Origin of the sequence: Frigoribacterium sp. CFBP 13605 (assembly GCF_014839405.1) — a bacterium.
Lineage (GTDB): Bacteria > Actinomycetota > Actinomycetes > Actinomycetales > Microbacteriaceae > Frigoribacterium.
Genome location: NZ_JACYNS010000009.1, coordinates 35,102 through 61,517, shown reverse-complemented (window position 1 = coordinate 61,517; position 26,416 = coordinate 35,102). Strand labels below are relative to the sequence as shown.

28 protein-coding genes are annotated in these 26,416 nt (G+C 69.6%); 2 read left to right on the top strand and 26 right to left on the bottom strand.

Going from position 1 to position 26,416, the window contains the following annotated elements; translation table 11 throughout:
- Nucleotides 1-526: 526 nt before the first annotated feature.
- From tyrS to infC, 20 genes are all read right to left on the bottom strand, one after another.
- Nucleotides 527-1,765 carry a tyrosine--tRNA ligase gene (gene tyrS / locus IFT36_RS04425; RefSeq protein WP_200412512.1) on the bottom strand — a complete coding sequence of 413 codons (1,239 nt, stop codon included), beginning with the start codon at nucleotides 1,763-1,765 and terminating at the stop codon, nucleotides 527-529.
- A gap of 110 nt (nucleotides 1,766-1,875) precedes the next feature.
- A complete protein-coding gene (locus IFT36_RS04420; RefSeq protein ID WP_200412510.1) occupies nucleotides 1,876-2,520 on the bottom strand; it encodes a DNA-3-methyladenine glycosylase in 645 nt (214 codons plus the stop codon).
- A 31-nt stretch (nucleotides 2,521-2,551) separates the two neighbouring features.
- Nucleotides 2,552-2,689 (bottom strand): hypothetical protein, encoded by a 138-nt coding sequence (locus tag IFT36_RS04415; protein ID WP_200412509.1) that lies wholly within the window; start codon nucleotides 2,687-2,689, stop codon nucleotides 2,552-2,554.
- Nucleotides 2,686-4,152, bottom strand: coding sequence for an argininosuccinate lyase (gene argH, locus IFT36_RS04410; protein WP_200412508.1), 1,467 nt, complete (start codon nucleotides 4,150-4,152; stop codon nucleotides 2,686-2,688). Before argH ends, IFT36_RS04415 begins: the two co-directional genes overlap by 4 nt.
- Complete coding sequence (locus IFT36_RS04405; RefSeq protein ID WP_200412507.1) at nucleotides 4,149-5,351, bottom strand: argininosuccinate synthase; 1,203 nt, start codon at nucleotides 5,349-5,351, stop codon at nucleotides 4,149-4,151. The genes argH and IFT36_RS04405 overlap by 4 nt, the downstream gene beginning before the upstream one ends.
- A 55-nt stretch (nucleotides 5,352-5,406) precedes the next feature.
- Nucleotides 5,407-6,327, bottom strand: coding sequence for an ornithine carbamoyltransferase (argF, locus tag IFT36_RS04400; protein ID WP_056048029.1), 921 nt, complete (start codon nucleotides 6,325-6,327; stop codon nucleotides 5,407-5,409).
- On the bottom strand, nucleotides 6,324-7,520 hold the full coding sequence (locus tag IFT36_RS04395; protein WP_123571770.1) for an acetylornithine transaminase: 1,197 nt from the start codon (nucleotides 7,518-7,520) through the stop codon (nucleotides 6,324-6,326). Before IFT36_RS04395 ends, argF begins: the two co-directional genes overlap by 4 nt.
- 2 nt (nucleotides 7,521-7,522) lie before the next feature.
- A complete protein-coding gene (argB, locus tag IFT36_RS04390) occupies nucleotides 7,523-8,569 on the bottom strand; it encodes an acetylglutamate kinase (protein ID WP_200412506.1) in 1,047 nt (348 codons plus the stop codon).
- The gene (argJ, locus tag IFT36_RS04385; protein ID WP_056048035.1) at nucleotides 8,569-9,726 is read right to left on the bottom strand and encodes a bifunctional glutamate N-acetyltransferase/amino-acid acetyltransferase ArgJ; all 1,158 of its coding nucleotides are present in this window, start codon (nucleotides 9,724-9,726) and stop codon (nucleotides 8,569-8,571) included. Before argJ ends, argB begins: the two co-directional genes overlap by 1 nt.
- On the bottom strand, nucleotides 9,723-10,772 hold the full coding sequence (gene argC / locus IFT36_RS04380; RefSeq protein WP_200412505.1) for an N-acetyl-gamma-glutamyl-phosphate reductase: 1,050 nt from the start codon (nucleotides 10,770-10,772) through the stop codon (nucleotides 9,723-9,725). Before argC ends, argJ begins: the two co-directional genes overlap by 4 nt.
- A gap of 59 nt (nucleotides 10,773-10,831) precedes the next feature.
- The gene (gene pheT, locus IFT36_RS04375; protein ID WP_200412504.1) at nucleotides 10,832-13,342 is read right to left on the bottom strand and encodes a phenylalanine--tRNA ligase subunit beta; all 2,511 of its coding nucleotides are present in this window, start codon (nucleotides 13,340-13,342) and stop codon (nucleotides 10,832-10,834) included.
- Nucleotides 13,342-14,382, bottom strand: coding sequence for a phenylalanine--tRNA ligase subunit alpha (pheS, locus tag IFT36_RS04370; protein ID WP_056048045.1), 1,041 nt, complete (start codon nucleotides 14,380-14,382; stop codon nucleotides 13,342-13,344). Before pheS ends, pheT begins: the two co-directional genes overlap by 1 nt.
- Nucleotides 14,383-14,476: 94 nt before the next feature.
- The gene (locus tag IFT36_RS04365) at nucleotides 14,477-15,394 is read right to left on the bottom strand and encodes an amino acid ABC transporter permease (RefSeq protein ID WP_082452458.1); all 918 of its coding nucleotides are present in this window, start codon (nucleotides 15,392-15,394) and stop codon (nucleotides 14,477-14,479) included.
- On the bottom strand, nucleotides 15,391-16,059 hold the full coding sequence (locus tag IFT36_RS04360; RefSeq protein WP_043596711.1) for an amino acid ABC transporter permease: 669 nt from the start codon (nucleotides 16,057-16,059) through the stop codon (nucleotides 15,391-15,393). Before IFT36_RS04360 ends, IFT36_RS04365 begins: the two co-directional genes overlap by 4 nt.
- A 76-nt stretch (nucleotides 16,060-16,135) precedes the next feature.
- Nucleotides 16,136-16,999 carry a glutamate ABC transporter substrate-binding protein gene (locus tag IFT36_RS04355; protein WP_056048049.1) on the bottom strand — a complete coding sequence of 288 codons (864 nt, stop codon included), beginning with the start codon at nucleotides 16,997-16,999 and terminating at the stop codon, nucleotides 16,136-16,138.
- A gap of 103 nt (nucleotides 17,000-17,102) precedes the next feature.
- The gene (locus IFT36_RS04350; RefSeq protein WP_043596708.1) at nucleotides 17,103-17,840 is read right to left on the bottom strand and encodes an amino acid ABC transporter ATP-binding protein; all 738 of its coding nucleotides are present in this window, start codon (nucleotides 17,838-17,840) and stop codon (nucleotides 17,103-17,105) included.
- A 129-nt stretch (nucleotides 17,841-17,969) separates the two neighbouring features.
- Nucleotides 17,970-18,770, bottom strand: coding sequence for a TrmH family RNA methyltransferase (locus tag IFT36_RS04345; protein WP_173154702.1), 801 nt, complete (start codon nucleotides 18,768-18,770; stop codon nucleotides 17,970-17,972).
- A gap of 125 nt (nucleotides 18,771-18,895) precedes the next feature.
- The gene (gene rplT, locus IFT36_RS04340; protein ID WP_043596706.1) at nucleotides 18,896-19,282 is read right to left on the bottom strand and encodes a 50S ribosomal protein L20; all 387 of its coding nucleotides are present in this window, start codon (nucleotides 19,280-19,282) and stop codon (nucleotides 18,896-18,898) included.
- 30 nt (nucleotides 19,283-19,312) lie between these two features.
- The gene (gene rpmI, locus IFT36_RS04335; RefSeq protein WP_043596704.1) at nucleotides 19,313-19,507 is read right to left on the bottom strand and encodes a 50S ribosomal protein L35; all 195 of its coding nucleotides are present in this window, start codon (nucleotides 19,505-19,507) and stop codon (nucleotides 19,313-19,315) included.
- Between the two features lie 3 nt (nucleotides 19,508-19,510).
- On the bottom strand, nucleotides 19,511-20,161 hold the full coding sequence (gene infC, locus IFT36_RS04330) for a translation initiation factor IF-3 (protein ID WP_082060163.1): 651 nt from the start codon (nucleotides 20,159-20,161) through the stop codon (nucleotides 19,511-19,513).
- Nucleotides 20,162-20,539: 378 nt separating this feature from the next.
- On the opposite strand from infC, the gene IFT36_RS04325 reads away from it, so the two are divergent.
- Nucleotides 20,540-20,872, top strand: a complete 333-nt coding sequence (locus tag IFT36_RS04325; RefSeq protein ID WP_043596743.1) for a DUF1844 domain-containing protein — start codon at nucleotides 20,540-20,542, stop codon at nucleotides 20,870-20,872.
- Nucleotides 20,873-20,929: 57 nt separating this feature from the next.
- Here IFT36_RS04325 and IFT36_RS04320 read toward each other — a convergent pair whose 3' ends face one another.
- The 6 genes from IFT36_RS04320 to IFT36_RS04295 all read right to left on the bottom strand — a co-directional run bounded on the left by IFT36_RS04320 (nucleotide 20,930) and on the right by IFT36_RS04295 (nucleotide 25,350).
- Entirely contained in the window at nucleotides 20,930-21,733 is an 804-nt protein-coding gene (locus tag IFT36_RS04320) for an SseB family protein (protein ID WP_200412503.1), read from the bottom strand.
- Nucleotides 21,733-22,479 carry a bifunctional 1-(5-phosphoribosyl)-5-((5-phosphoribosylamino)methylideneamino)imidazole-4-carboxamide isomerase/phosphoribosylanthranilate isomerase PriA gene (gene priA / locus IFT36_RS04315; RefSeq protein WP_043596701.1) on the bottom strand — a complete coding sequence of 249 codons (747 nt, stop codon included), beginning with the start codon at nucleotides 22,477-22,479 and terminating at the stop codon, nucleotides 21,733-21,735. The genes IFT36_RS04320 and priA overlap by 1 nt, the downstream gene beginning before the upstream one ends.
- A gap of 66 nt (nucleotides 22,480-22,545) precedes the next feature.
- A complete protein-coding gene (gene hisH, locus IFT36_RS04310) occupies nucleotides 22,546-23,184 on the bottom strand; it encodes an imidazole glycerol phosphate synthase subunit HisH (RefSeq protein WP_056048061.1) in 639 nt (212 codons plus the stop codon).
- The gene (hisB, locus tag IFT36_RS04305) at nucleotides 23,181-23,798 is read right to left on the bottom strand and encodes an imidazoleglycerol-phosphate dehydratase HisB (RefSeq protein WP_200412502.1); all 618 of its coding nucleotides are present in this window, start codon (nucleotides 23,796-23,798) and stop codon (nucleotides 23,181-23,183) included. Before hisB ends, hisH begins: the two co-directional genes overlap by 4 nt.
- The gene (locus IFT36_RS04300; RefSeq protein WP_056048069.1) at nucleotides 23,795-24,880 is read right to left on the bottom strand and encodes a histidinol-phosphate transaminase; all 1,086 of its coding nucleotides are present in this window, start codon (nucleotides 24,878-24,880) and stop codon (nucleotides 23,795-23,797) included. The genes hisB and IFT36_RS04300 overlap by 4 nt, the downstream gene beginning before the upstream one ends.
- Nucleotides 24,881-24,981: 101 nt before the next feature.
- A complete protein-coding gene (locus IFT36_RS04295) occupies nucleotides 24,982-25,350 on the bottom strand; it encodes a hypothetical protein (protein ID WP_200412501.1) in 369 nt (122 codons plus the stop codon).
- 272 nt (nucleotides 25,351-25,622) lie between these two features.
- On the opposite strand from IFT36_RS04295, the gene lexA reads away from it, so the two are divergent.
- A complete protein-coding gene (gene lexA, locus IFT36_RS04290) occupies nucleotides 25,623-26,336 on the top strand; it encodes a transcriptional repressor LexA (protein WP_192122620.1) in 714 nt (237 codons plus the stop codon).
- Nucleotides 26,337-26,416 lie beyond the last annotated feature (80 nt).

Here is a 26,416-nt window from a genome sequence, read left to right as displayed (position 1 = left end):
CCACAAGCAATGCCAGGGTATAATTTGGCATTTGACAATGTGCACGCTGTTGAGTTCTCAAGGACCAAACGCACTCGAGGCCCGGCCGGAAAGACCTTCGCTCGAAGCTGCTGTGGAACCGTACCATCCTGATGGACCAAGTCGGAACGACTCGATTTCCAGCCCCCACGCGGTGAGGACCAGCACCTGGCTTTGACCAGAGGATGGATTTGAAACCCTACCACACGAATCGCAAGCCGTAAACGGCTTGGCTTCGGGGAGGATGTCACCACTTGAGGCCGGGGAACTCCGGAGCAAAACCATTGCTGGTCGCTGTCCTAGCCGTTCCGCCGCACCTTTGGGCTGACTCGGATTACTTTACACAGCTCACCGGTCGCACCTCCAAATGTCGAGGCATCCCGGGCGTGTCGCGTGACTGAATCCCTGAAAGTACGGCCAAACGCGTGCGTCCCCTGCCGTGGGATGACGTCAAGCCCGCCCCCTCGACGAGGGAACGGGCTTCCGTCGTCCGGAGGTCGATTCGGGGTCAGACCTTGACGGTGACGCCGGCCAGCGTCTTCTTACCGCGTCGGAGCACGACGACTCCCCCGTCGAGGCTCGAGTCGGCGACCAGAGCATCACCGTTCTCGACCCGGGTGTTGTTCACGTAGACGCCACCCTCCGCCGTCGCCCGGCGGGCGGCACCCAACGACACGACGAGTCCGGTGTCGACCAACGCCTGAGCGATCGTGGTCGACGCATCGGCCTCGGCCGCCGGCAACTCGGCGATGGCACTGGCGAGAGTCCGCGGGTCGAGGACCGCGAGGTCTCCTTGCCCGAAGAGGGCGGCGGCTGCGTCGATGGCCGACTGCGTGGCCGAGGTGCCGTGGACCAGGGACGTGACGTTCCAGGCCAACGCTCGCTGCGCCTCCCGACGGAATGGTTCGTCGGCGACGGCGCTCTCGAGCCGCTCGATCTCGGAACGCGAGAGGAACGTGAAGACCTTGAGCCGAGGGACGACGTCGGCGTCGTCGGTGTTGAGCCAGAACTGGTACATCGCGTACGGGCTGGTCAACTCGGCGTCGAGCCAGACCGCGTTGCCCTCGCTCTTGCCGAACTTGGTGCCGTCGGTGTTGGTGATCAGCGGCGTGCCGATCGCGTGGACCGAGACGCCTTCGGTGCGGCGGATGAGTTCGGTGCCACTGGTGAGGTTGCCCCACTGGTCGCTGCCGCCGGTCTGCAGGACGCAGTCGTAGCTGCGGTAGAGCTCGCGGAAGTCGAGGCCCTGGAGGATCTGGTAGCTGAACTCGGTGTAGCTGATACCGGCGTCGGAGTTGAGACGCGCGGCCACGGCGTCTTTCTTGAGCATGGTGTTGACGCGGAAGTTCTTGCCGATGTCGCGCAGGAACTCGATGGCGCTGAGCGGAGACGTCCAGTCGAGGTTGTTCACCACTCGGAGACCGTTGTCACCGTCGGGCGAGAGGAACTTCTCGACGTGGACGCGGATGCGGTCGACCCACTCGGCCGTCTGCTCGGGCGTCTTGAGCACCCGCTCGGCGGTGGGGCGCGGATCGCCGATGAGGCCGGTGGACCCGCCCACGAGTCCCAGGGGCCGGTGACCGGCGAGCTGCAGGCGGCGCATGGTGAGCAACTGCACGAGGTTGCCGAGGTGGAGGCTGGGGGCCGTCGGGTCGAAACCGCAGTAGTACGTGATCGGCGGACCGGCGAGAAGGGTCTTGAGGGCGTCGGCATCGGTCGACACGTGCACCAGGCCGCGCCACTGCATCTCGTCCCACACGTCGTCGAACGAGGGGTCGTTGCTCTGGGCGGCCAGGACGTCTGCAGTCGTTTCACTGGTCACGTCGGAAACGGTACCAGCGGCCTCCGCCACCGTCTTCACGCCCCACCGCGTCGGCGCGAGACGGCGGCGCGGTACGGGGAGACCGAGGGATCACCCTGGAGCGAGAACCGCCACGGGAACGCGTCGCCACCGGCGTGACCCGACACACCGACACGCGGGCCGGCGGCGATCGGGCCGACCGGTGCGGACAAGAGGCGAAGGCGGAACCGCGCCTCCTGACCGGGGGTGTCGGCGACGAGGCGTGAACCGTCGTCGCCGAGCTCCATGCCGAGTGCGGAGCCGAGACGGCCGGGACCTCTGGCGAGGTCGGCCGACGTCCGCGACGTCGTCCGGCGCGCCCGGACCTCGTCGACGCCGGCCACCACTTCGCCCGAACGCAACAGGACACCGGACGCGAAGCCCTCGGGCCCGCACACGATGTTGACGCAGCGGTGGATGCCGTAGGACAGGTACACGTAGAGCGTTCCGCCGCGTTCGAACATGCTGTTGTTGCGCGCCGACCGGCCCCGGTGCGCATGCGAGCCGGGGTCCTGCCCCTGGCCGTGGTACGCCTCGACCTCGGTCAGGCGGATGCCGACGCCGCCCGACCAGAAGACCGAGCCCAGGAGACGCGGCGCGACGGCCAGCGCCGGTTCGGCCAGCAGTGCCGCGAGAACGTCGTCGTCGGGTGTCGTCGTCACTGCTCCCCCGTGCTCACCGCGATCGTCTCGTTCAGAAGAAGCGCTGACCACTGGCGACCGCGATCACCGCGACGGCGACGAGCACCGCCACGGCGATCGCGACGACGACGGGGACGACCCAGGCACGGACCGGCCGGTCGTCGCGAGCGTCCGGTCGTCGACGGGTCACGCTGCCGCCGGGGCGAGGGACCGGACCAGGCGGCGCATCTGCTCGGTCAGCTGCGCGAGCTGCTCGGCGACCCGCTCGGGAGCCGTGCCGCCGGCCCCTCGACGGCTGGCGATCGAGCCCTCGACCGTCAGGACGGGGCGGATCTCGGGCGTGAGATGCGCCGAGACGGACCGGTACTGCTCGTCGGTGGGCTCGTGCAGCTCGAGGTCGTGCTGTTCACAGAACCGCACCAGCTCGCCGCTGATCTCGTGTGCGTCGCGGAACGTGACCCCCTGACGGACGAGCCACTCGGCGACGTCGGTCGCGAGTGAGAATCCCTGCGGTGCGAGCTCGGCCATGCGGACCTCGTCGAAATCGAGGGTCGCCACCATGCCCGTGAACGCCGGGAGCAGCACCTCGAGCTGGCCGACCGAGTCGAACACCGGCTCTTTGTCTTCCTGGAGATCTCGGTTGTAGGCCAACGGCAGCCCTTTGAGCGTCGCGAGCAGACCCGTCAGGTTGCCGATGAGCCGCCCCGACTTGCCGCGCGCGAGCTCGGCGATGTCGGGGTTCTTCTTCTGCGGCATGATGCTCGACCCGGTCGAGAACGCGTCGTGCAGACGGACGAAACCGAATTCGCGGGTGTTCCAGAGGATGATCTCTTCGGCCAGCCGCGAGAGGTCGATGCCGATGGACGCCGTGACGAACGCGAACTCCGACACGACGTCACGACTGGCCGTCGCGTCGATCGAGTTCTCGGTCGTGCGGTCGAAGCCCAGATCGGTCGCCACGAGGAGCGGGTCGAGCCCCAGCGAGCTACCCGCGAGGGCACCCGCTCCGTACGGCGAGGCACCGGCCCGACGCGACCAGTCGCGCAGGCGCTCGAGGTCGCGGACCAGAGGCCAGGCGTGGGCGAGGAGGTGGTGCGCCAACAGCACCGGCTGGGCGTGCTGGAGGTGCGTCCGGCCGGGCATCACGGCCGACGGGTGGGCCGTCGCCTGACCGGCGATCGCGTCGACCAGGTCGACGACCTGCCGGCCGATGACGCGGGCGTGGTCGCGCAGGTACAAGCGCACCAGCGTCGCGATCTGGTCGTTGCGGCTACGCCCCGCCCGGAGCTTGCCGCCGAGCTCGGCGCCGGCGATGCCGATGAGGCCCCGCTCCAGGGCGGAGTGCACGTCCTCGTCGGTCTCGGCCGCGGTGAACGTGCCGTCGAGCACGTCCGACTCGAGCCGGTCGAGTGCCGACAGCATGGCGTCGAGCTCGGACGCGACGAGGTATCCCGCCGCTGCCAGCGCCCTGGCGTGTGCCCGCGACCCGGCGATGTCGTACGAGGCCAGCTGCCAGTCGAACTGCGTGGACTTGCTGAGCGCGGCGAGCTCGGCGGACGGCCCGGAGGCGAAGCGGCCGCCCCAGAGGGCGCCCGCCTCGCCTGCTCGCTCGTTCTTGCCCGACCCTTCGCCGAGCCCGCTCGCGTCGGTCACGCCCCGTGGGCCAGGTCGCGACGAGCCGAGATCTTGCTGGGCAGCGACCAGATCTCGATGAAGCCCTTCGACAGGGACTGGTCGAAGGTGTCTCCCGTGTCGTAGGTCGCGAGGTCGAAGTCGTAGAGGCTCGCGTCGCTCTTCTGACCGGTGACGACCGCGCGCCCGCCCTGCAGCTTGAGACGGATCTCGCCCGACACGTACTTCTGCGTGTCGTCGATGAAGACGTCGAGCGACCGCTTGAGACCCGAGAACCACAGGCCGTCGTAGACGAGGTTGGACCACTCGGCCTCGACGCCACGCTTGTACCGGCCGAGGTCGCGCTCGATGGTCAGGGCCTCCAACGCCTCGTGCGCGGCGATCAGCGCCATCGCGCCGGGGGCCTCGTAGACCTCGCGGCTCTTGATGCCGACGAGCCGGTCCTCGACGACGTCGATGCGGCCGACGCCGTGCTTGCCTGCGAGCTCGTTCATGCGCTCGACGATGCCCAGCGGGGTGAACGCCACGCCGTCGATCGCCGTCGGGACTCCGGCCTCGAAGGTGATGACGACCTCGTCGGCGTCCTGGACGACGGCCGGGTCTTGCGTGTACTCGTACAGGTCCTCGATGGGAGCGTTCCAGGGGTCCTCGAGGAACCCGGTCTCGACCGCGCGGCCCCAGACGTTCTTGTCGATCGAGTAGGGGTTCTTGGCGCTCTGGCGGATGGGAAGGGCGTGCTCTTCCGCGTAGACGATCGCCTTGTCGCGGGTGAGGGCCAGGTCACGGACCGGGGCGATGCTCGTCAGGTCGGGGGCGAGGGCCGCGACGGCCGCCTCGAAGCGGACCTGGTCGTTGCCCTTGCCGGTGCACCCGTGGGCCACGCTGTTCGCACCCAGTTCCTTCGCGACCGACGCCAGGTGGCGGGCGATCAGCGGACGGCTGAGGGCGGACACCAGCGGGTAGGTCTTCTGGTACAGCGCGTTTGCCTTGAGGGCCGGCATCAGGTAGTCGGTGCCGAACTCTTCTTTGGCGTCGACGACGACCGATTCGACCGCACCGCAGTCGAGGGCACGCTGTCGGATGTCTTCCATGTCCTCTCCGCCCTGTCCGACGTCGACGGCGAGGGCGACCACCTCTTTTCCGGTGGCATCGGCCAACCAGCCGATGCCGACCGAGGTGTCGAGGCCTCCTGAGTATGCGAGGACGACGCGTTCCGCCATGGTTCTCCTTGAGTGGTGTGGGTGTGGCTACGTGTGTGTGAGGTGGTGGGGGTGCTCAGCGGGCCAACAGCCAGGTGAGCAGCGCCTTCTGGGCGTGCAGCCGGTTCTCGGCCTCGTCCCAGATGACGCTGGTCGGGCCGTCGATGACGTCGGCCGTGACCTCGTACCCGCGGTCGGCGGGGAGACAGTGCAGGAAGATCGCGTCGGCGTCGGCCTGGGCCATCAAGGCCTGGTCGACCTTGAACGATCCGAAGACGGCGACCCGTTCGTCTTTCTCGTCCTCCTTGCCCATCGAGACCCAGGTGTCGGTCACGACGACGTCGACCCCGGCGACGGCCTCGGCCGCGTCGGTCGTGACGAGCACGGAGCCGCCCGTCCGCGCGGCGATCGCCTCGGCGTCGGCCACGACGGTCGGGTCGGGCAGGAAGCCCTCGGGGGCACCGATGCGGACGTGCATGCCCGCGGTCGCGCAGGCCAGCAGGTACGACTGGCCCATGTTGCAGCGCCCGTCACCGACGAAGGCCACCGAGAGGCCGGCGAGCGTGCCCTTCTTCTCGCGGATGGTCTGCAGGTCGGCGAGCAGCTGACACGGGTGGAAGTCGTCGCTCAACGCGTTGACGACGGGCACGGTCGTCCCCGCCGCCATCTCTTCGAGGCCGGACTGCGCGTAGGTGCGCCAGACGATGGCGGACACCATGCGCTCGAGCACGCGCGCCGTGTCGGACGGGGTCTCCTTGCCGCCGAGCTGGCTGTTCGCGGTGGCGATGATCAGCGGGCTGCCGCCGAGGTCGGCGATGCCGACCGCGAAGGAGACCCGGGTACGGGTCGACGACTTGTCGAAGATCACGGCGACGGTCTGCGGACCGGCCAGCGGGCGCTGGGACCAACGGTCGCGCTTGAGTTCGTCGGCGAGATCGAGCACCTCGAGCTGCTCGGCGGTGGTCAGGTCGTCGTCCCGGAGGAAGTGGCGGGTCATTCGAGGCCTTTCAGGACGGTGGTCATGATCTGGGTGAACTCGGCGATCTCGTCGTCACCGACGATCAGGGGAGGCGCGAGACGGATGCTCGAGTCGTTGGGGGCGTTGACGATGAGGCCGGCCTCGAGGGCGTCGGCGGCGACCTGCGCCGCGACGGGCTGCGCCAGCCCCAGGCCGATCAGGAGGCCGTTGCCGCGGATCTCGCGGACGAGCGGCGAACCGATCGACTCGACGGCCGCGCGGAGCTGGTCGCCCCGGACGATCGCGTTGAGCACGAGCTGGCTCGACTCGATCTCGCCGAGCACGGCGTTGGCCGCGGCGGTGGCGAGCGGGTTGCCGCCGAAGGTGCTGCCGTGCTGACCGGCCTCGAACAGGTCGGACGTGTCGCCGAAGGTGATGAGCGCGCCGATGGGGACTCCCCCGGCGATGCCCTTGGCGACGGTGATGGCGTCGGGGACGATGTCGTGCTGCTGGAAGGCGAACCACGAGCCGGTCCGGCCGATGCCGGTCTGGATCTCGTCGAGGATCAGCAGGGCACCGTGCTTCGTGGTGAGTTCGCGGGCACGCTCGAGGTAGCCCTCGGGCAGGTCGACGACGCCGGCCTCGCCCTTGATCGGCTCGACGAACAGGGCTGCCACCGTACCGTCGAGGGCCGCCTCGAGTGCCTCGACGGTCGTGTCGATGTGCTCGACCCCGGGCATCATCGGCTCGAACGGTTCGCGCAGCGCCGGCTTGCCGGTCAGCGCGAGCGAGCCCATGGTGCGCCCGTGGAACGAGTTCTGCAGGGCGAGGATGCGCGTGCGCGAGCCGTCACCGCGGTTGAGGCGGGCCAGTTTGACCGCGGCCTCGTTGGCCTCGGCTCCGCTGTTGCCGAAGTAGACGCGCCCACGCTCGCCGGCACCGCTGATGCGGGTCAGCCGTTCGGCGAGCTCGACCTGCGGAGCCGTCGCGAAGTAGTTGGAGACGTGGATCAGCTTGCTCGCCTGCTCGGTGAGCGCCTCGACGAGCACCGGGTGGGCGTGTCCGAGGGCGTTCACGGCGATGCCCGCCAGGAAGTCGAGGTAACGCTTGCCGTCGACGTCCCAGACCTGGCAGCCCTCGCCGCGGTCGAGCATCACCTTCGGAGTGGACAGCGAACGCATCATCGAGTCGCCGAATCGGCGCTGCCAGGTACCGCCTTGGGTCTGGATCATGGTCACGACTGTCCTTTCGTGTCGGTGCCGCTGGCGGCAGGGCCACCCGGGGCGGTGCCCCTGGTGGTGACGATCTCGCCGGCGGGGGTGCCGAACGAGGTGACGACGGGGGCGCCGGTCGACGCCGCCCGGTCGTCGGGAACCACCTCGGTGCCCGACCCGCGTTGGGTGAACACCTCGAGGAGGATCGAGTGCGGGATGCGACCGTCGATGATGGTCGCTCCTCCGACGCCACCGACGACCGAGTCGAGGCAGGCGCGCATCTTGGGGATCATGCCCGACTCGAGGGTCGGGAGCATGTCGGTGAGGGCCGACACCGTGATGGCCTCGACGAGCGAGTCGCGGTTCGGCCAGTCGGCGTAGAGCCCGGCGACGTCGGTCAGGACGACGAGCTTGGCCGCACCGAGGGCGATGGCCAGGGCACCCGCCGCCGCATCGGCGTTGACGTTGAGGGCGTGCTCGGGATCGATCGTGTTCGTCGCGATCGACGACACCACGGGGATGCGCCCCGCCTCGATCTCGGCCAGCACCGACGACGGGTCGACGTGTGTCACGTCGCCCACGTGTCCCAGGTCGAAGGTCTCGCCGTCGACCACGACACCGCGCTTGCGACCCTCGAACAAGGTCGAGCCCTCGCCGGAGACACCGCGGGCCAGGTCGCCGTGCTCGTTGATCAGGTCGACGATCTCGCGGTTGACCTCGCCGGCCAGGACGTCGCGCACGACCGAGATCGCCTCGGTCGACGTGTAGCGGTAGCCGCCCCGGAACTCGCTCTCGATGCCGGCGGCGTCGAGGGCGGCCGAGATCTGTGGCCCCCCGCCGTGGACGACCACCGGGTGCAACCCGGCGTAGCGCAGGTAGACCATGTCCTCGGCGAACGCCTGCTTGAGGGCGTCGTCGACCATGGCGTTGCCGCCGAACTTCACGACGACGACCTTGCCAGAGAAGCGCTTCAGCCAGGGCAGGGACTCGATCAGGGTCGAGGCCTTGACCGCCGCGAGCTCCTGCTCGTCGGCCGCCGTCGCACCGGTGCTCGTGTGGACGCCCATCAGCTGGAGTACGCGCTGTTCTCGTGCACGTAGTCGTGCGTGAGATCGTTCGTCAGGATGGTCGCCTCGACCGGCCCCGTCTTCAGGTCGACGAGCACGTGGACCGCCCGGGGCGTCAGGTCGACGTCGTCGCTCGGCCGATCGGGTGCCCCGGCGTGGCAGACGCGGACGCCGTTGATGGTCACGTCGACGTCGTACGGGTCGAACTCGGCCGACGTGGTGCCGATGGCGGCGAGCACGCGGCCCCAGTTGGGGTCGTTGCCGAAGACGGCTGCCTTGAAGAGGTTGTTGCGAGCGATCGAACGGCCCACCTCGACGGCGTCGTCGTCGGATGCCGCCCCCACGATCTCGATGCGGATGTCGTGCGAGGCACCCTCGGCGTCGGCCTGCAACTGCTCGGCGAGGTCGGCACAGAGCGCCGTGACCGCCGCCGCGAAGTCGCCGGCAGGAGGCGCGACACCGGACTCGGCGCTGGCCAACAACACGACGGTGTCGTTCGTCGACATGCAGCCGTCCGAGTCGAGACGGTCGAAGGTGACCCGGGTCGCCTCGCGGAGTGCGGAATCGAGACCGGACGCGTCGACGTCGGCGTCCGTCGTGAGCACCACGAGCATCGTGGCGAGTCCGGGGGCGAGCATGCCCGCACCCTTGGCCATTCCGCCGACGACCCAGCCGTCACCCGAGACGACGGCCTGCTTGGGCTTGGTGTCGGTCGTCATGATCGCCGTGGCGGCATCGAGGCCGCCGTCGACCGACAGGGCGTCGGCCGCGGCCGTGGAGCCGCTCAGCACCTTGTCGCGGAAGGTCTGGTCGCCGACGCCGATGAGGCCCGTCGAGCAGACGAGGACGTCCGTCGCCGACAGGCCGAGGGCGCCGGCCACGGTCTCGGCCGTGGAGTGCGTCGTCTGGAAGCCGAAGGCTCCCGTGAAGCAGTTCGCGCCTCCGGAATTGAGGACGACGGCGTCGACGCGACCGTCGGCGACGACCTGCTGGGACCACAGGACGGGGTTCGCCTTGGCCCTGTTGCTGGTGAAGACGGCCGCTGCGGCCGTGCTGCGACCTCGGTTGACGACCAGGGCGACGTCCGGCGCGCCCGAACTCTTGAGGCCGGCGACGACGCCGGAGGCCTCGAAACCGGCTGCTGCGGTGACGCTCACGGGGCGACTCCGTTCTGGCCGAGGCCGGTGGTCTCGGCCAGGCCGAGCGCGATGTTGGCGGACTGGACGGCGGCACCGGCCGTGCCCTTCACGAGGTTGTCGAGGGCGGTGACCACGACCACGCGGTCGGCGGCCTCGTCGACGGCGAGTCCGATCAGGGCGGTGTTGGCACCGATCGTGTCGGCCGTGCGCGGGAACTCGCCGTCCGGCAGCAGGTGCACGAAGGGCTCGTTCGCGTAGGCCTGCTGCCAGGCGGATCGCACGTCGTGGGCGGTGACGCCCGGGGCGAGACGCGCCGTCGTCGTGGCGAGGATGCCCCGCGCCATCGGCACGAGCACCGGGGTGAACGAGACGTTCACCTCCGTCGCGCCGGCCACCCGGAGGTTCTGCTGGATCTCGGGGATGTGCCGGTGGCTGCCGCCCACCCCGTAGGCCGACGCCGACCCCATCAACTCGCTGGCCAACAGGTGGGTCTTGAGCGCCTTGCCCGCCCCGGACGGACCGACGGCCAGCACGGTCACGATGTCGGCGGTCTCGACGACGCCCGCCTGGACGCCGGGGGCCAACCCCAGGGTCACCGCGGTGACGTTGCAGCCGGGCACCGCGATGCGCTTGGCCCCGACCAGGACGTCGCGCTGGCGACCCGGGGCGTCACCGAGGACGAGTTCGGGTAGACCGTACGACCAGGCTCCGTAGAACTCGCCACCGTAGAACGCCTGCCAGGCGGACTCGTCGGTCAACCGGTGGTCGGCACCACAGTCGACGACGAGCGTGTCGTCGGGCAACTGGGCGGTGATCGCCCCCGACTTGCCGTGGGGCAGGGCGAGGAACACGACGTCGTGCCCCGAGAGGGCTTCGGGCGTCGTGTCGACCAGGGTCAGGTGCGCCAACGAGCGCAGGTGCGGCTGGACCGCGAGGAGTGGCTGACCGGCGTTCTGGAACGCGGTGACGGTCTGCACCTCGAAGTCGGGATGCTCGGCCAGCAAGCGCAGGAGCTCACCACCGGCGTAACCACTCGCGCCGGCCACGGCAACGGAGAAAGGCATGCGTCCACCCTAATGTTCGAATTCGGCCTGGGATCAGGGGCGGCGGCGCCGGGCGAGTGTCAGTCGCGGAGCGCCGCCCCGAATCGCTCGCCGGCCAGACGGACGGAGCCGGACTTGGCCTCGGAGGCCTCGGCGGCGGTGAGGGTGCGGTCTCCGGCCCGGAAGCGCAGGGCGAAGGTGAGCGACTTGGTCGCGTCGGGCAACCCGGCACCTCGGTAGTCGTCGACCAGCCGGACCGTCTCGAGCAGGGGGCCCGCCCCCTCGCGCACGGTCGTGAGCACGTCGCCCGCGGGGACGTCGACGCCCACCACGAGGGAGAGGTCTTGGGTCGCCGCGGGGTAGGACGAGAGGGCCGAGGTGACCGGCTCGGCGACGGCGAGGGCGATGAGGCGGTCGAGGTCGAGCTCGGCCACGGCGACCACCCGGGGCAGGTCGAGCTCCGCTGCCACGCTGGGCAGCAGCTCGCCCGCGATGCCCACGACCTCGTCGCCGACGAGCACCTCGGCCGTGCGGCCCGGGTGCAGCGAGACGTGCCGGGCCTGTCGGAAGGTGACCTCGGCGGCCACGGCCGACGCCGCGACGCGCACGGCGTCGAGCACGTCGGCGAGGGACGCCGGGACGGCGGATTGCCCGGGGGCGCGATCGACGACCGTGCCGACCGTCAGGAGGCCGAGGTGTCGCGGCTGGAGCGGCAGGGCGTCGGCAAGGGCGCCCAGCGTGGCGTCGTCGGGGCGGGCGGCCCCGAAGGGGACCTCGTCGCTGCCGTAGACGACGCCCTCGTCCGGCAGGAAGACCGTGCCCACCTCGAACACCGAGAGGTCGACGAGACCGCGACCGAGGTTGCGACGGGCGACCTCGAGCAGCCCCGGCACCAGTGACCGACGGAGTTCGGGCGCTGCCGAGTCGAGGGGGTTGGCGAGTCGGACGGCGGGCAGCCCGGTGCCGTCGGCCGAGCCGAAGGCGAGGTTCTGGGCCGAGGAGACGAACGGGTACGCGGCGACCTCGGTCGAGCCGGCCGCGGCGAGCCCGTTCGACACCTGCCGACGCAGCTGCTGCTCGCGCGACAACCCACGACCGGCCGGGGCGACGGGCAGGACGGAGGGGATGCGGTCGTAACCCGTGATGCGAGCGACTTCTTCGACGAGCGACGCGGAGTCGACCAGGTCGCTGCGCCAGGTCGGCGGGGTCACGAGCCAGTCGTCACCAGCTCGCTCGACGCTCGCCCCGATGGCCGTGAGGGCACCGGAGACCTCGTCGTCCGTGTAGTCGACGCCCATGAGGCGGGCGGCTCGATCGACCGGCAGGGTGATCGTGTCAGGAGGGGTGGAGGCGTCCCACCGTGACCCGAGCGCGTCGGACGTGCCGCCGGCGAGCTCGACGAGCAGGTCGACCACGCGCTGGGCGGCTGCCTCGGCCACCTGCGGGTCGACACCGCGCTCGAAGCGCTTGGACGCCTCGCTCGGCAGCTTGTGGCGGCGGGCGGTACGGGCGATCGACGTGGGGTCGAAGGTCGCGGCCTCGACGAGGACGTCGGTCGTGCTGGCGCCGATCTCGGTCGAGGCGCCGCCCATGACGCCGGCCAGGCCGACGGCACCCGACTCGTCGGCGATCACGAGGTCCTCGGCGTGCAGGTCGCGCACCTGGCCGTCGAGGGTCTCGAGGCGCTCGCCCGGTGCGGCCCGGCGGACCGAGAGGCCACCACTGACCTTGTCGAGGTCGTAGCCGTGGATCGGCTGGCCGAGCTCGAACATGACGTAGTTCGTGACGTCGACCGGCAGCGAGATGCTGCGGACCCCCGCCAGTCGCAAGCGCGACGCGAGCCACGGAGGGGTCGGACGGGTCGCGTCGATGCCGCGGACCACCTTGGTGGTGAAGGTCTGCACGCCGACCCGGTCGCGCACGGGGGCCTGGTCGTCCACGACGACCGGGAAGCCGGACGACGGGGTCGGAGAGACGAGCGACGCGGGGTCGCGGAAGGTCGCCCCGGTGGCGTGCGAGTACTCGCGGGCCACCCCCCGGATGCTGAAGGCGTAGCCCCGGTCGGGCGTCACGTTGATCTCGACCGCGGCCTCGTCGAGGCCGAGCAGCTCGATCGCGTCCGTGCCGACCTCGGGATCGAGGCCGAGCGACGAGAGGACGAGGATGCCGTCGTGCTCGTCGCCGAGGCCGAGCTCGCGGGACGAGGCGATCATGCCGTCGGAGACGTGCCCGTAGGTCTTGCGGGCGGCGATCGGGAACGGCCCGGGCAGCACCGCACCGGGCAACGACACGACGACCTTGTCGCCGACGACGAAGTTGTGGGCACCGCAGACGATGCCGCGGACGTCATCGGGCTCGGTCGAGGCGTTCGGGCCCACGGCGACCTGGCACCAGTTGATCGTCTTGCCGTTCTTCTGCGGCTCGGGCGTGAACTCGAGCACCTGACCGACCACGAGGGGCCCGGTCACGTCGCCGACGTGGACGTCTTCTTCTTCGAACCCGACCGACACGAGGGCGGCGTGGACGCTCTCGAGCGACACGTCGCCCGGCAGCTCGACGAACTCACCGAGCCAACTCAGCGGAACCCGCATCAGACCACCATCCCGAACTGCTCGCTGAACCTGACGTCACCCTCGACCATGTCGCGCATGTCGTTGAGGTCGTTGCGGAACTGGAGGGTGCGCTCGATGCCCATGCCGAAGGCGAAACCCTGGTAGCGCTCGGGGTCGATGCCGGCCGCCCGCAGCACGTTCGGGTTGACCATCCCGCAACCGCCCCACTCGACCCACCGTGCGCCGCCCTTGGCGTTCGGCTGCCAGACGTCCATCTCGGCGCTGGGCTCGGTGAAGGGGAAGTAGTTGGGGCGCAGCCGGATCTGCGCCTCGGCGCCGAACATCGAGCGGGCGAGGTGCTCGAGGGTTCCGCGCAGGTGCGCCATGGTGAGGCCCTCGTCGACGGCGATGCCCTCGAGCTGGGTGAAGACGGGCGTGTGCGTCGCATCGAGCTCGTCGGTGCGGAACACCCGGCCCAGCGCGACGTTGTAGACCGGCAGCTCTTTCGAGAGGAGCGTGCGGATCTGCACCGGCGACGTATGCGTGCGCAACACCAGGTGACGGTCGACGGGGTCGACGAAGAACGTGTCCTGCATGGCCCGGGCCGGGTGGTCGGCGTCGAAGTTCAGGGCGTCGAAGTTGAACCACTCGTGCTCGAGTTCGGGGCCCTCGTTGACCTCCCACCCCATGCCGACGAACAGGTCGGCCATGCGCTCTTGCAGCAAGGTCAGGGGATGGCGGGCCCCGGCGCGACGGCGCGACGGCAGAGCCGTGACGTCGACGGCCTCGGCCTCGAGCCGCGCGGACTCCTCGATCACGGCCAGTTCGGCCTCGCGCGTGGCGACGGCCTGACCGACCCGGCCCCGGGCCTGACCGACGAGCTTGCCCGCCGCCGCCTTCTGGTCGTTCGGCAGATCGCGCAGACCGGCGTTCAGGCGGGCCAGCACCGAGGCCTCGCCGACGTGCTGGGCACGGGCGGTCTTGAGCTCGGCGACGGTGGCCGCCGTGGCGATCGCCGCGAGGGCGGCGTCGACCGCCGACGCGACGGCGTCTTCGGAGAGGGGGACGGAGTCTGACACGAGAACCAAGCTTAGCGATCGTTGGGAGGCGACCCGCGCCTCCTGGTCGTGACGGACGAGGAGGCGCGGGCTGGGATCGGGTGGACGGACCGGGTCAGGTCGCGCGGCCCGACACGTGGTCGGACTCGTAGCGGCCCCCGCGTCCGAACATGCCCGGGTCCTTCGGCGTGCCCGGCCGCTTGGCGACGACCGCGCGCCGCCCCGTCCGTCGGTCGACGACGCGGACGACCCACGAGAGCAGGAGGTTCGTGGCGAGGTAGACGACGAGGACGACCGCGAAGAGGGTGAACGTGTACGTGCTGCCGTAATAGGTGCCCAGACGCGTGAGACCGCTCCGGGTCAGTTCGACGTAGCCGACGATGTAGCCGAGCGAGGTGTCCTTCAACAGGACGACGAGCTGGGCCAGGATGATCGGCAGCATCTGACGGAAGGCCTGCGGGAACTCGATGGCGAAGCGCGTACGGATCGGGGTGAGCCCGATCGCGAGGCCGGCCTCGCGTTGTCCCCTCGGCAGCGAGGCGATGCCCGCGCGCAGCGCCTCGCCGATGAGCGCCCCGTTGTAGACCGCCAGCGCCGCGACCACGGCCCAGAAGGCGCCGGTCGAGAAGACCAACAGGATGAACAGCATCATCAGCAGGACGGGCATGCCGCGGAAGAACTCGAGCAGCACCGTCGTGGGAACGCGCACCCAGGCGGACCGCGCCGTCCGGAGGAACGAGAAGAGGACGCCGATGACCACCGCGAGGACCGACGCGACGGCCGCGGCCTGGATGGTCGCCAACCAGCCCCGACCGATCGCCCGCCAGAGCGCGAGGTCACCGAGGATGTCCCACCGCGACGCGTCGAGCACGCCGGGACTCTCGGCACCGTTCGCGCTGATGCGGGGGCGGCCGAGGAGGTAGACGAGGTAGGCGACCAGGGCCAGGACGAGCACGACGCCGACCACCGAGATGATCCGCGAGGTGCGGCGGGCCCTCGGCCCCGGGGCGTCGTAGAGGACGGAGGTGCTCATCGGAGGACTGCGACCTTCTTCTCGACCACGGCGGCGAGACGGCCGAGCGTGATGGTGACGAGCAGGTAGAAGAACGCCACGGCGAGCAGCGTCGTGATGACGGCGTCACCACGATCGTTCGCGATGTAGCGCCCCGCGGCGAAGAGTTCGGCCACGAAGAAACCGCCGGCCACCGAGGTGTTCTTGGTGAGGGCGATGAAGACGTTGATCAGCGGGGGCACGACCATGCGCATGGCCTGCGGGAGGATCACGTGGCCGAGCGTCTGGCCGAAGCCGAGGCCGATGCTGCGGGCCGCCTCGGCCTGCCCGACGGGGACGCCGTTGATGCCCGACCGGATGGCCTCCGCGACGAACGGCGAGGTGTACGCGGTCAAGCCGATGACGGCCAACGGGAAGTACGTGCCGAAGTCGACTCCGAGGTACGGCAGGACGAAGGCGCAGAAGAAGAGCACGAGCGTGAGCGGGATGTTGCGCAGCGCCTCGGTGTAGACCGTCGCGAACGTGCGGAAGGACGCCACGGGCGAGATGCGCAGAGCCGCGACGAAGAAACCGATCACGAGGGCCCCGAGGCCCGACAGAACGAGCAGCTGGAGCGTCGTGACGAAGCCGTCCCAGAAGCGGGGCCAGTTGTCGGTCACGGCGTCGAAGCCGGGGATGACGTCCAAGGGGTTCAACAGGGTCCTTCGGTCGGGGCAGGACGCGGGCACCCGGGGGCTGGTCGCCCCGGGTGCCCGCGCGGTGTCAGTAGCGGTCGATCGTGGGGGGCGTCGGGGTGTCGAGCACCTTGCCCGCGGTCTTCTCCCACAGCTCGTCCCAGGTGCCGTCGTCCTCGGCGTCCTGGAGCGTGTCGTTGACGAACATGCGGAAGTCGGTGTCGTCGAGGGCCAGACCGATGCCGTAGGGCTCCTCGGTGAAGGTCTCCCCCACGACCTCGAACTCGCCCTCGTTCTGGTCGGCGAGGCCGGCCAGGATGACGTTGTCGGTCGTCACGGCCGACACCGCACCGGTGCGGAGGGGCTCGAGGCAGTTCGAGTACGTGTCGGTGGCGAGGATGTCGGTGGTGTACTCGGCCACGTTCTTCTCGCTGGTCGAGCCGCTGACGGTGCAGACCTTCTTGCCGGCCAGGTCGTCGGCGGACTCGATCCCCTCGGGGTTGCCGTCGAGCACCAGCAGGTCTTGACCGGCCGTGTAGTACGGGCCGGCGAACGAGACGACCTTCTTGCGATCGTCGTTGATCGTGTAGGTCGCGATGACGAGGTCGACCTGGCCGTTCTGGATGAACGGCTCGCGGTTGGCCGAGACGGTCTCGACCCACGTGATCTTGTCGGCTTCGATGCCGAGCTTCGCGGCGACGAGCTTGCCGATCTCGGCGTCGAAGCCCTCGGGCACGCCGTCGGGGTTGGCCAGGCCGAACAGCGGCTGGTCGAACTTGGTGCCGATGGTGATCTCACCGGCGTCGGCGAGGCGGGCCATGGTGCTGCCTTCGGCGAAGTCGGCCGGCGTCTCGACGTCGACGGCCGGGGCCGACGAGTCGGTGCAGGCCGAGAGGCCGAGGACCACGGCGGCTGCTGCGGCTACGGCGACGAATCCCTTGCTGAGTCGCATTCTGATCTCCTTGCTGGGTGACCCGGACGCCGGGCGGCGATCGGGTGTCGTGGGCCGGCTGTTCGGGTGCCGGGGAACGGGTCGCGGACTCGGCCGCGCCCGCTCAGTGCGTGAGGATCTTCGCGAGGAAGTCCTGGGCGCGGGTCGACTGGGGGTCGGTGAAGAACTTCTCGGGCGTCGCCTCTTCGACGATCTGACCGTCGGCCATGAAGACGACGCGATCGGCGGCCTTGCGCGCGAACCCCATCTCGTGGGTGACGACGATCATCGTCATGCCGTCCTTCGCGAGCTGCACCATGACGTCGAGCACCTCGGTGATCATCTCGGGGTCGAGTGCGCTGGTGGGCTCGTCCAGGAGCATCACCTTGGGGTCCATCGCCAGTGCCCGGGCGATCGCGACACGCTGCTGCTGCCCGCCCGAGAGCTGGGACGGCATCTTGTCGGCCTGGTTCGCGACGCCGACCCGCTCGAGCAACTGCATCGCCCGCTCACGCGCTTCGGCCTTGGTGCGCTTCCGCACCTTGAGCTGGCCCAGCATGACGTTCTCGAGGATGGTCTTGTGCGAGAAGAGGTTGAAGCTCTGGAACACCATGCCGACGTCGGCGCGCAGGCGGGCGAGAGCCGCACCTTCTTCGGGCAGACGCGTGCCGTCGATCGTGATGACGCCGTCGTCGATGGTCTCGAGGCGGTTGATCGCCCGGCAGAGGGTCGACTTGCCCGAACCGCTCGGGCCGATCACGACGACCACCTCACCCTTGCCCACCGTCGTGGTGATGTCCTTCAGGACGTGGAGGTCACCGAAGTGCTTGTTGACGTGGTCGACCACGACGAGGGGTTCCATGCGCCCACACAAACAGACCCCCAGGTCGGGGTCAAATTCACAGTGGATTCTTAATGAAAACGAAACGACGCGTCCCACCGCGACGAGAGCGCACGGCCCGACCCGCGCCTCCTGCGGGACGAGGAGGCGCTAGCTGCGGTGGGCGAAGGCGCTCTCGTAGAGGCACACCGAGGCCGCCGTCGCGAGGTTCATCGATTCGGCGTGACCGTAGATGGGCACGACCAGGGCGCGGTCGGCACGCGCGAGGTCGGCGTCGGTGAGACCTCGGGCCTCGTTGCCGAAGAGCCAGGCGGTCGGCTCGGCGAGCACGCCCTCGGTGCGGGCGGCGAGCAGGTCGTCCCCCTTGACGTCGGCGGCGAGCACCTGGAGGCCGACCTCACGACACCGGTCGACGATCGCCGGCAACTCGACGCCCACGGCGACCGGCACGTGGAACAGCGAACCCGTCGTGGACCGGACGACCTTGGGGTTGTAGAGGTCGACGCTGCGACCGGTCATGATGACGGCGTCGGCACCCGCGGCGTCCGCGGCCCGGATGATGGTGCCCGCGTTGCCGGGGTCGCGGACTTCCTCGAGGATCACGACGAGCTTCGGCTCGGCGGCGAAGACGTCCTTGACCGATGTGGGGAACTGCCGACAGACGGCGACGATGCCCTGTGGCGTGACCGTGTCGGCCATGGCCTCGAGCACCGGCTCGGTGACGAACTGGACGTCGATGCCCTCCGCCCCGGCGGCGACCGCCACCTCGGGGTAACGCTCGAGAGCCGTCGGGGTGCCGAAGAGTTCGACGATCAGCTCGGGCCGGAAGGCCAGGGCCTCACCGACCGACTGCGGCCCTTCGAGCAGGAACGTGCGGGTCTCGGTGCGAGCGTCGCGCTTCGAGAGCTTGGCCACCGCCCGGACTCGGGGTGAACGGGGATTGTCGAGCAGGGAGTCGTGGGGCACCCGTCCATGATGCCGCACGAGGACCACCGCCTGCCGCGGACGCACGAGACCCGACGGCGACACCGGGGTGGGTGTCGGGCCGTCGGGCCTCGAGGGTGGTGCGGGTGCGACTACGCGGCGACCTTGGGGGCCGAGGTGTCGGCGGGCAGCGCGGCCTTCGCGGTGGCGACGAGCGACGCGAACGTGGCGGGCTCGTTGACGGCCAGCTCGGCCAGGATGCGACGGTCGACCTCGACGCCGGCCAGGGACAGACCCTGGATGAGGCGGTTGTAGGTCAGGCCGTTCGCACGCGACGCGGCGTTGATGCGCTGGATCCACAGACGACGGAACTCGCCCTTGCGCGCACGACGGTCACGGTACGAGTAGACGAGCGAGTGCGTGACCTGCTCTTTGGCCTTGCGGTACAGGCGCGAACGCTGACCGCGGTAACCCTCGGCACGCTCGAGGATGACGCGACGCTTCTTGGCGGCGTTGACCGCTCTCTTGACTCTTGCCATTTTCTTGTTCCTCTACGTTCGTGTCAGCGGTCAGTGACCGAGAAGCTTCTTGGCGACCTTGGCGTCGGCGGGAGCGAGCACCTGGTCCTGGTTCAGGCGAGCCTTGCGCTTGGCGCTCTTCACCTCGAGGTTGTGGCGCATGCCAGCCTGCTGCTTCATGATCTTGCCGGAACCGGTGACCTTGAAGCGCTTCTTGGCGCCGGAGTGGGTCTTCTGCTTGGGCATGTCTTACTTACTTTCTTCTGTCGGTCGCTCGGCCGGTGCATCGGCCGGGACCTCGTCGGACGTCGGGTGCTTCGGCGGCTTGTTGGCTGCCTTGCGAGCTTCTGCCTCGGCCTTGGCCTCGGACTTGTTCTTGTGCGGGCCGATGACCATCACCATGTTGCGGCCGTCGATGGTGGGCGTCGACTCGACGCTGCCCCACTCGGAGACGTCTTCGGCGAAGCGCTGGAGCAGGCGGACACCCTGGTCGGGACGCGACTGCTCGCGACCACGGAACAGGATCATGGCCTTGACCTTGTCGCCGCCCTGGAGGAAGCCCTCGGCGCGCTTGCGCTTCGTCTCGTAGTCGTGCTTGTCGATCTTCAGGCGGAAACGGACCTCTTTGAGGATCGTGTTCGCCTGGTTGCGACGGGCTTCTTTCGCCTTCTGCGCAGCCTCGTACTTGAACTTTCCGTGATCCATGATCTTGGCCACGGGAGGCTTCGAGTTGGGGGCCACCTCGACCAGGTCGAGCTCGGCCTCTGCGGCGAGACGCAGGGCCATGGCGATGGGAACGACGCCGATCTGCTCACCTGCGGGCCCGACGAGGCGGACCTCGGGGACGCGGATACGGTCGTTCGTACGGGGATCGCTGATGCGGAACTCCTCTGTCGTCATTTCTGCATCTGGCGGGGCCGGACGGCCTCACCAGAGAAAGAGGAGTTTTGTGCGCGCACCGTCTGACGACACATCACACCGCACCCTGGCTGCTCGGTCGCCGTCTGCCCGAGACCTCTGACGAGGACCGAGGTGGAACGGTGGTGCTGATCGAACGGGGTGCCAACAACCCGGTAACCTTGTCTAACGGTCAAGCGCGGGTGGGAGAATCTCCACTTTCGCACGGAGCAGACGCTCCGAGCCTGGACGAGTTTAGCAGAGGATCAGTTCGTGAGCCACTCCCCCGACGACGCACCCATTCCCGACGCCCGCTTCGGCGATCCGGCACCGGCCACGTCGCCCGACACCTCCCCCGCGACGGCGCGGTTCGAGGACGATCTGCACTTCGGTGACGACGCCGCACGTGACATCGCCGACGTCAACGCGGTCGAGGTCATCAACACCGTCTGCGTCCACCTGATGAGCGCTGCCGCGGTGAAGGTCGGCCTGGCCGACGATCCGCAGCGACAGACCGACCTCGACGAGGCCCGCAAGCTCATCACCTCCCTCGCCGGACTCGTGACCGCCAGCGCACCCGAGATCGGCGACCAGCACGCCCGGGCGCTCCGCGACGGCCTGCGATCGCTGCAACTCGCCTTCCGGGAAGCGTCGGCCATCCCCGACGCGATCGGCCAGGGCCCCGGCGAGAAGTACACCGGCCCCGTCAACTGAACCGCGCGTCCCCCGAACCGCGCGTCCGGCTCCCGCACCCTGACGGACGGCTCGTCCTCAGCCCGGGACGACCTTCACCGACATGCTGTCGACCCGGTCGGCGATCACCGGATCGGCGGCCCAGGCCGCCTGCAGTCGCTGTAGCAGCGCGTGAAGGGCGTCGCGGTCCAGACCCGGCGCCACGCCCAGCTGGACGACGATCTCGGGGGCACCGAGCCGGGCGTCTCGATAGCCGGGCGCGACGACCAGGCTGACCAGCGCCTCCTCGTCACGTGACGCGTCGAGGAACGCGCGCAGGACGTCTTGGTCGTGGTGGCTCGGCACCCACGGGAGGTCTTGCGCGACGGCCCAGACGGCCGGACGACGCAGACCGAACTCGGTGATCGAACCGGGGTCGACCACGATGCGGTCGGTCGACTCCGAGGCGGCCGCGAGGGCCACGCGCCGAGCCTCCACCGGCACCGGTCGGGCAGCGGGGCGCCACCGCGTCAAGGTCTCGACCGAGGTGAAGGCCGGCAACACGTCCCGGCCGTCGGGACCCGAGACCGTGACGATGGAGAGCTCCTGCGTCTTGTCGACGCGGCGACCGTGGTCGTCGAGACCTTCGTCCCCCGCCACGGCGACCAGCGGCACGAGCAGGCGCGCCGGACGGAGGGCGTCGACGACGTCGCTCTCTCCGAGCCGCCCCTCGCGGAACCCGAGGAGGGCGTCGAGCAGGACCGGGTCGGCGGACCCGTCGTCTCCGGCGTGCGCCGTGTCGTGATGGTCGAAGGTGCGCCCGGCCCACGGCCGCCCGGCACTGTCTCCGCCGGGACCGGGAACGTCGTGTGCGTGCCCCGGTCCGCCCGGCGCGGTCGTCATCAGTTCGACGCGACGTCGAGGGCTGCACCGAGGGTGAAGGCTCCCGAGTAGAGCGCCTTGCCGACGATGGCGCCCTCGAGCCCCTGCGGCACGAGCTCACGCAGAGCCACGAGGTCGTCGAGGCTCGAGATCCCCCCCGAGGCGATCACCGGACGATCGGTGTGCTCCATCACCTGACGCAACAGGTCGACGTTGGGGCCCTGGAGCGTGCCGTCCTTCGTCACGTCGGTCACGACGTAGCGCGCACAGCCGGCCTCTTCGAGCCGGGCGAGGACGGTCCAGAGATCGCCGCCCTCTTCCGTCCAACCCCGCGCCGCCAGCGTGGTGCCCCGGACGTCGAGCCCGACGGCCACCGCCTCGCCGTACTCGGCGATGACGTGGGCGGCCCACTCGGGGTTCTCGAGGGCCGCGGTGCCGAGGTTGATGCGCTTCACGCCGGTGCTCAACGCGTCCTCGAGGGACTTGTCGTCGCGGATGCCACCGCTGAGCTCGACGTTGACGCCCTTGACCTGCTTGATGACCCTCTTGATGACGGCGCGGTTGTCACCGCGCCCGAAGGCGGCGTCGAGGTCGACCAGGTGCAGCCATTCGGCGCCCTGGCTCGCCCAGTCGTCGGCTGCCGAGACCGGGTCGCCGTAGTTCGTCTCGCTGCCGGCCTCACCCTGGGTCAGGCGCACGGCCTGACCGCCCGCCACGTCGACGGCGGGGAACAGGGTCAGGGCGGGGGTGGTGCAGAACTCGCTCATGTCGTCTCTCTCACGGCGCCGGGCACCGCAGGGTCAGGAGGCGCGATCGGGTCGGTCGCGCCGGGGTCAGAGGGTGCCGAGCCAGTTCGAGAGCAGCCGGATGCCCGGCCGGCCCGACTTCTCGGGGTGGAACTGCGTCGCCCAGAGCGGGCCGTTCTCGACGGCGGCGACGAAGCGGCCGCCGTGGTCGGCCCACGTGACGTGCGGTTCGGTGAAGGGTCGGATCACGTCGAGGGACCACTCTTGTGCGGCGAACGAGTGGACGAAGTAGAACCGCTCGTCGGCCACCCCGTCGAAGAGCACGCTGCCCTCGGGAACGTCGACGGTGTTCCAGCCCATGTGCGGCAGGACGTCGGCCTTCAGTTCGTCGACCACCCCGGGCCACGCCCCGAGGCCACCGGTGCTGTTGCCGCGTTCGACGCCGCCCTCGAAGAAGACCTGCATGCCGACGCAGATGCCCATGACCGGACGCCCGCCGGCCAACCGTCGGTCGATCAGCTCGCCACCGCGGACGGACTCGAGCTGGCTCATGACGGCTGCGAACGCGCCGACACCGGGGACGAAGAGGCCGTCGGCCGCCTGCACCCGGGCGCGATCGGACGTCAGCTCGACGTCGGCACCCGCCAACTCGAGCGCCTTGACGGCCGAGTGGACGTTGCCGCTGCCGTAGTCGAGGACGACGACGGAGGGACGCGCGCCGCTCACAGGGCGCCCTTCGTCGACGGGATGCCACTGACGCGCGGGTCGGGCTGGACCGCCTGGCGGAGCGCCCGGGCGAACGCCTTGAACTCGGCCTCGGCGATGTGGTGCGGATCACGCCCGCCCAGCACGCGGACGTGCACGGTGATGCCGGCGTGGAAGGCGATCGCCTCGAAGACGTGGCGGACCATCGAGCCGGTGAAGTGCCCGCCGATGAGGTGGTACTCGAACCCCTCCGGCTCGCCCGTGTGGACGAGGTACGGACGCCCCGACACGTCGACGACCGCCTGCACGAGGGCCTCGTCGAGCGGGACGAGCGCGTCACCGTAGCGCGAGATGCCCGACTTGTCGCCGAGCGCCTGCTTCAGCGCGGTGCCGAACGTGATGCCGATGTCTTCGACGGTGTGGTGGACGTCGATGTGCGTGTCGCCCTTCGCGGTGACCTCGAGGTCGATCAGGGAGTGCTTCGACAACGCCGTCAGGAGGTGGTCGAAGAACGGCACCGACGAGTCGATCGTCGATCGGCCCGAACCGTCGAGGTCGAGGGCGAGGGCGATGCTGGACTCGCTCGTCTCGCGCGAGAGGGAAGCGGTACGGGCGGCGCGGGTCGTCTCGGTCACGAAGAGAGCCTAATGTCGCGGAGCGCCTCGAGGAACGCGGTGGTCTCGGCCTCGGTGCCCGCACTGACCCTCAGATGGTTCGGGATGCCCAGGTTGCGGACGATGACGCCCCGCTCGAGCAGGCGCTCGAAGACGTCGGTCGGATCGTCGACCCCGCCGAAGAGGACGAAGTTCGACCAGGTGGGCCACGGCTCGTACCCGAGCTCGGTCAACTCGTGCACGATGCGATCACGCTGGGCCTTGATGTCGTCGACCATGGCGAGCATCTCGCTGGCGTGCGAGAGCGCTGCGACGGCCGCCGCCTGCGTCAGGGACGAGAGGTGGTACGGGAGGCGCACCAGACGCAGCGCGTCGGCCACGGCCGGGTGCGCGGCCAGGTAGCCGACCCGGGCACCGGCGAAGGCGAACGCCTTGCTCATCGTGCGGGACACGACCAGACGTTCGCGGCCGGCCAGGAGGGTCAGTGCCGTCGGCTGGTCGGCCGGCATGAACTCGGCGTAGGCCTCGTCGACGAAGACGATGCCGTCCGTCGCGTCGTAGGCAGCCTCGATCGTGGCGAGATCGAGAGGGGTGCCCGTGGGGTTGTTCGGACCGCAGAAGAAGACGATGTCGGGACGGGTGCGCTCGATCTCGGAGACCGCGGTCTCGGGCGAGATGCGGAACCCCTCGTCACGACGACCCTCGATCCACCGGCTGCCGGTGCCCGTGGCGATGATCGAGTGCATCGAATACGTGGGGGGGAACCCCAGGACGGAGCGGCCCGGGCCTCCGAAGGCCTGGAGGAGCTGCTGGATGACCTCGTTGGAGCCGTTCGCCGCCCAGATGTTGTCGCGGGTCAGATCGTGCCCGAGGTAGGCCGCCAGCGAGTCGCGCAGCGTCGTGAACTCACGATCGGGGTACCTGTTGACGTCGAGGACCGCCCGGGCCACCGACTCGACGATGTCGCGTGCGACGTCCTCGGGGATGGGATGCGTGTTCTCGTTGACGTTGAGAGCGACCGGGACCTTTTTCTGGGGAGCACCGTAGGGCGTCAGCCCCCGGAGGTCGTCACGGATGGGCAGGTCGTCGAGACTGAAGGACACTCCACCATCGTACGGGCGGGCCGACGGTGTGTCGGGTCGGTCGCCACCGAACGAACACGATGACCGTGGACCGGACCACCCGCCTCGTCGGCGACGGCAGTTCAGCGAGCGTACTGAGCGGGGACGGCGAGGCTCTGCCCGGCGGAGACCTCGGCGCTCGGCAGGTTGTTGAGCGAGACGAGGTCGGCGATGACGTCGCGAGGATCGGCGTCGGGGTCGATCTCGGACGCGACCTGCCAGAGCGTCTCGCCGCCGTCGACGGTCACGTGCTGGAAGTCCGCGCGACCCGTCGTGTCGGACGCGACGGCGCCGCCACCGTTGAGGACGAGCGCACCCGCCACGACGACGAGCGGGACCGCGACGAGCGCGGCGACGACCGCGCGGCCCCGCCGGGTGATGCGCAGACGCGTGCGCACGACTCGGGTCGAGTCGACGGGGGACGCAACTGCTGATGCTGAGGTGACGCTCATGAGGTGGTCCTTTCACCGTGGAAGACAGGGGACGAGTTCGTGCCCGGCACTCGGCCGGGAATGCCGGGCACGAAGACGTGTTCCGAACATACATTCGATTGCCGAGGCTTTCAACCCCCGCGACGAGTATCACGGGACGGAATCGCTGTGGATCGGGAAGCGACAACGCGACACACTCGAACATGTGTTTTGTCGACACCGCCCGATCGGATACGGTTTCGATCGGTGGTAGGAGTCAAACAGGGACCACCGACATCGACGGCAGGAGACCCATGAGCGACCCGAAGCGCACCCCGCAGGCGGCCACCGACGCCCCCCGTCAGCTCGATCCGGGCGTCCTCCCCCGCAAGGAGTTGACGGCGAAGCAGGCGTCGATCCTCGCCGCGATCACCGAGAGCATCGGACACCGCGGGTATCCCCCGAGCATGCGCGAGATCGGCGACGCCGTCGGCCTCAAGTCCCTGTCGAGCGTCACGCACCAGCTGAACCAGCTCGAACTCGCCGGCAAGATCCGCCGTGACCCGAACCGACCCCGAGCCCTCGAGGTCCTCGTGGACGCGACGGCGCCGGCGGTCGCCCCGGCCACCGTCTTCACGACGAGTGACGACGGCGACACTGCTCACGTCCCCATGGTCGGACGGATCGCCGCCGGCATCCCCATCACGGCCGAGCAGCAAATCGAGGACGTGATGCCCCTGCCGCGTCAACTCGTCGGCAAGGGCGAACTGTTCATGTTGCGGGTGGTCGGCGACTCGATGATCGACGCGGCCATCTGCGACGGGGACTGGGTCGTCGTGCGGCAGCAGCAGGACGCCGAGAACGGCGACATCGTCGCGGCCATGCTCGACGACGAAGCGACCGTCAAGGTGTTCCGCCAGCGAGACGGCCACACCTGGCTGCTTCCCCGGAACAGCGCGTTCGAACCAATCGTCGGCGACCATGCGCAGATCGTCGGCAAGGTCGTCGCCGTGTTGCGCTCCGTCTGATCTCTTCTCGACGGTGGCGACCCGCCCCGCGAACGACGAAGCGCCGACCACCACAGGTGGTCGGCGCTTCGTCGTTCGAG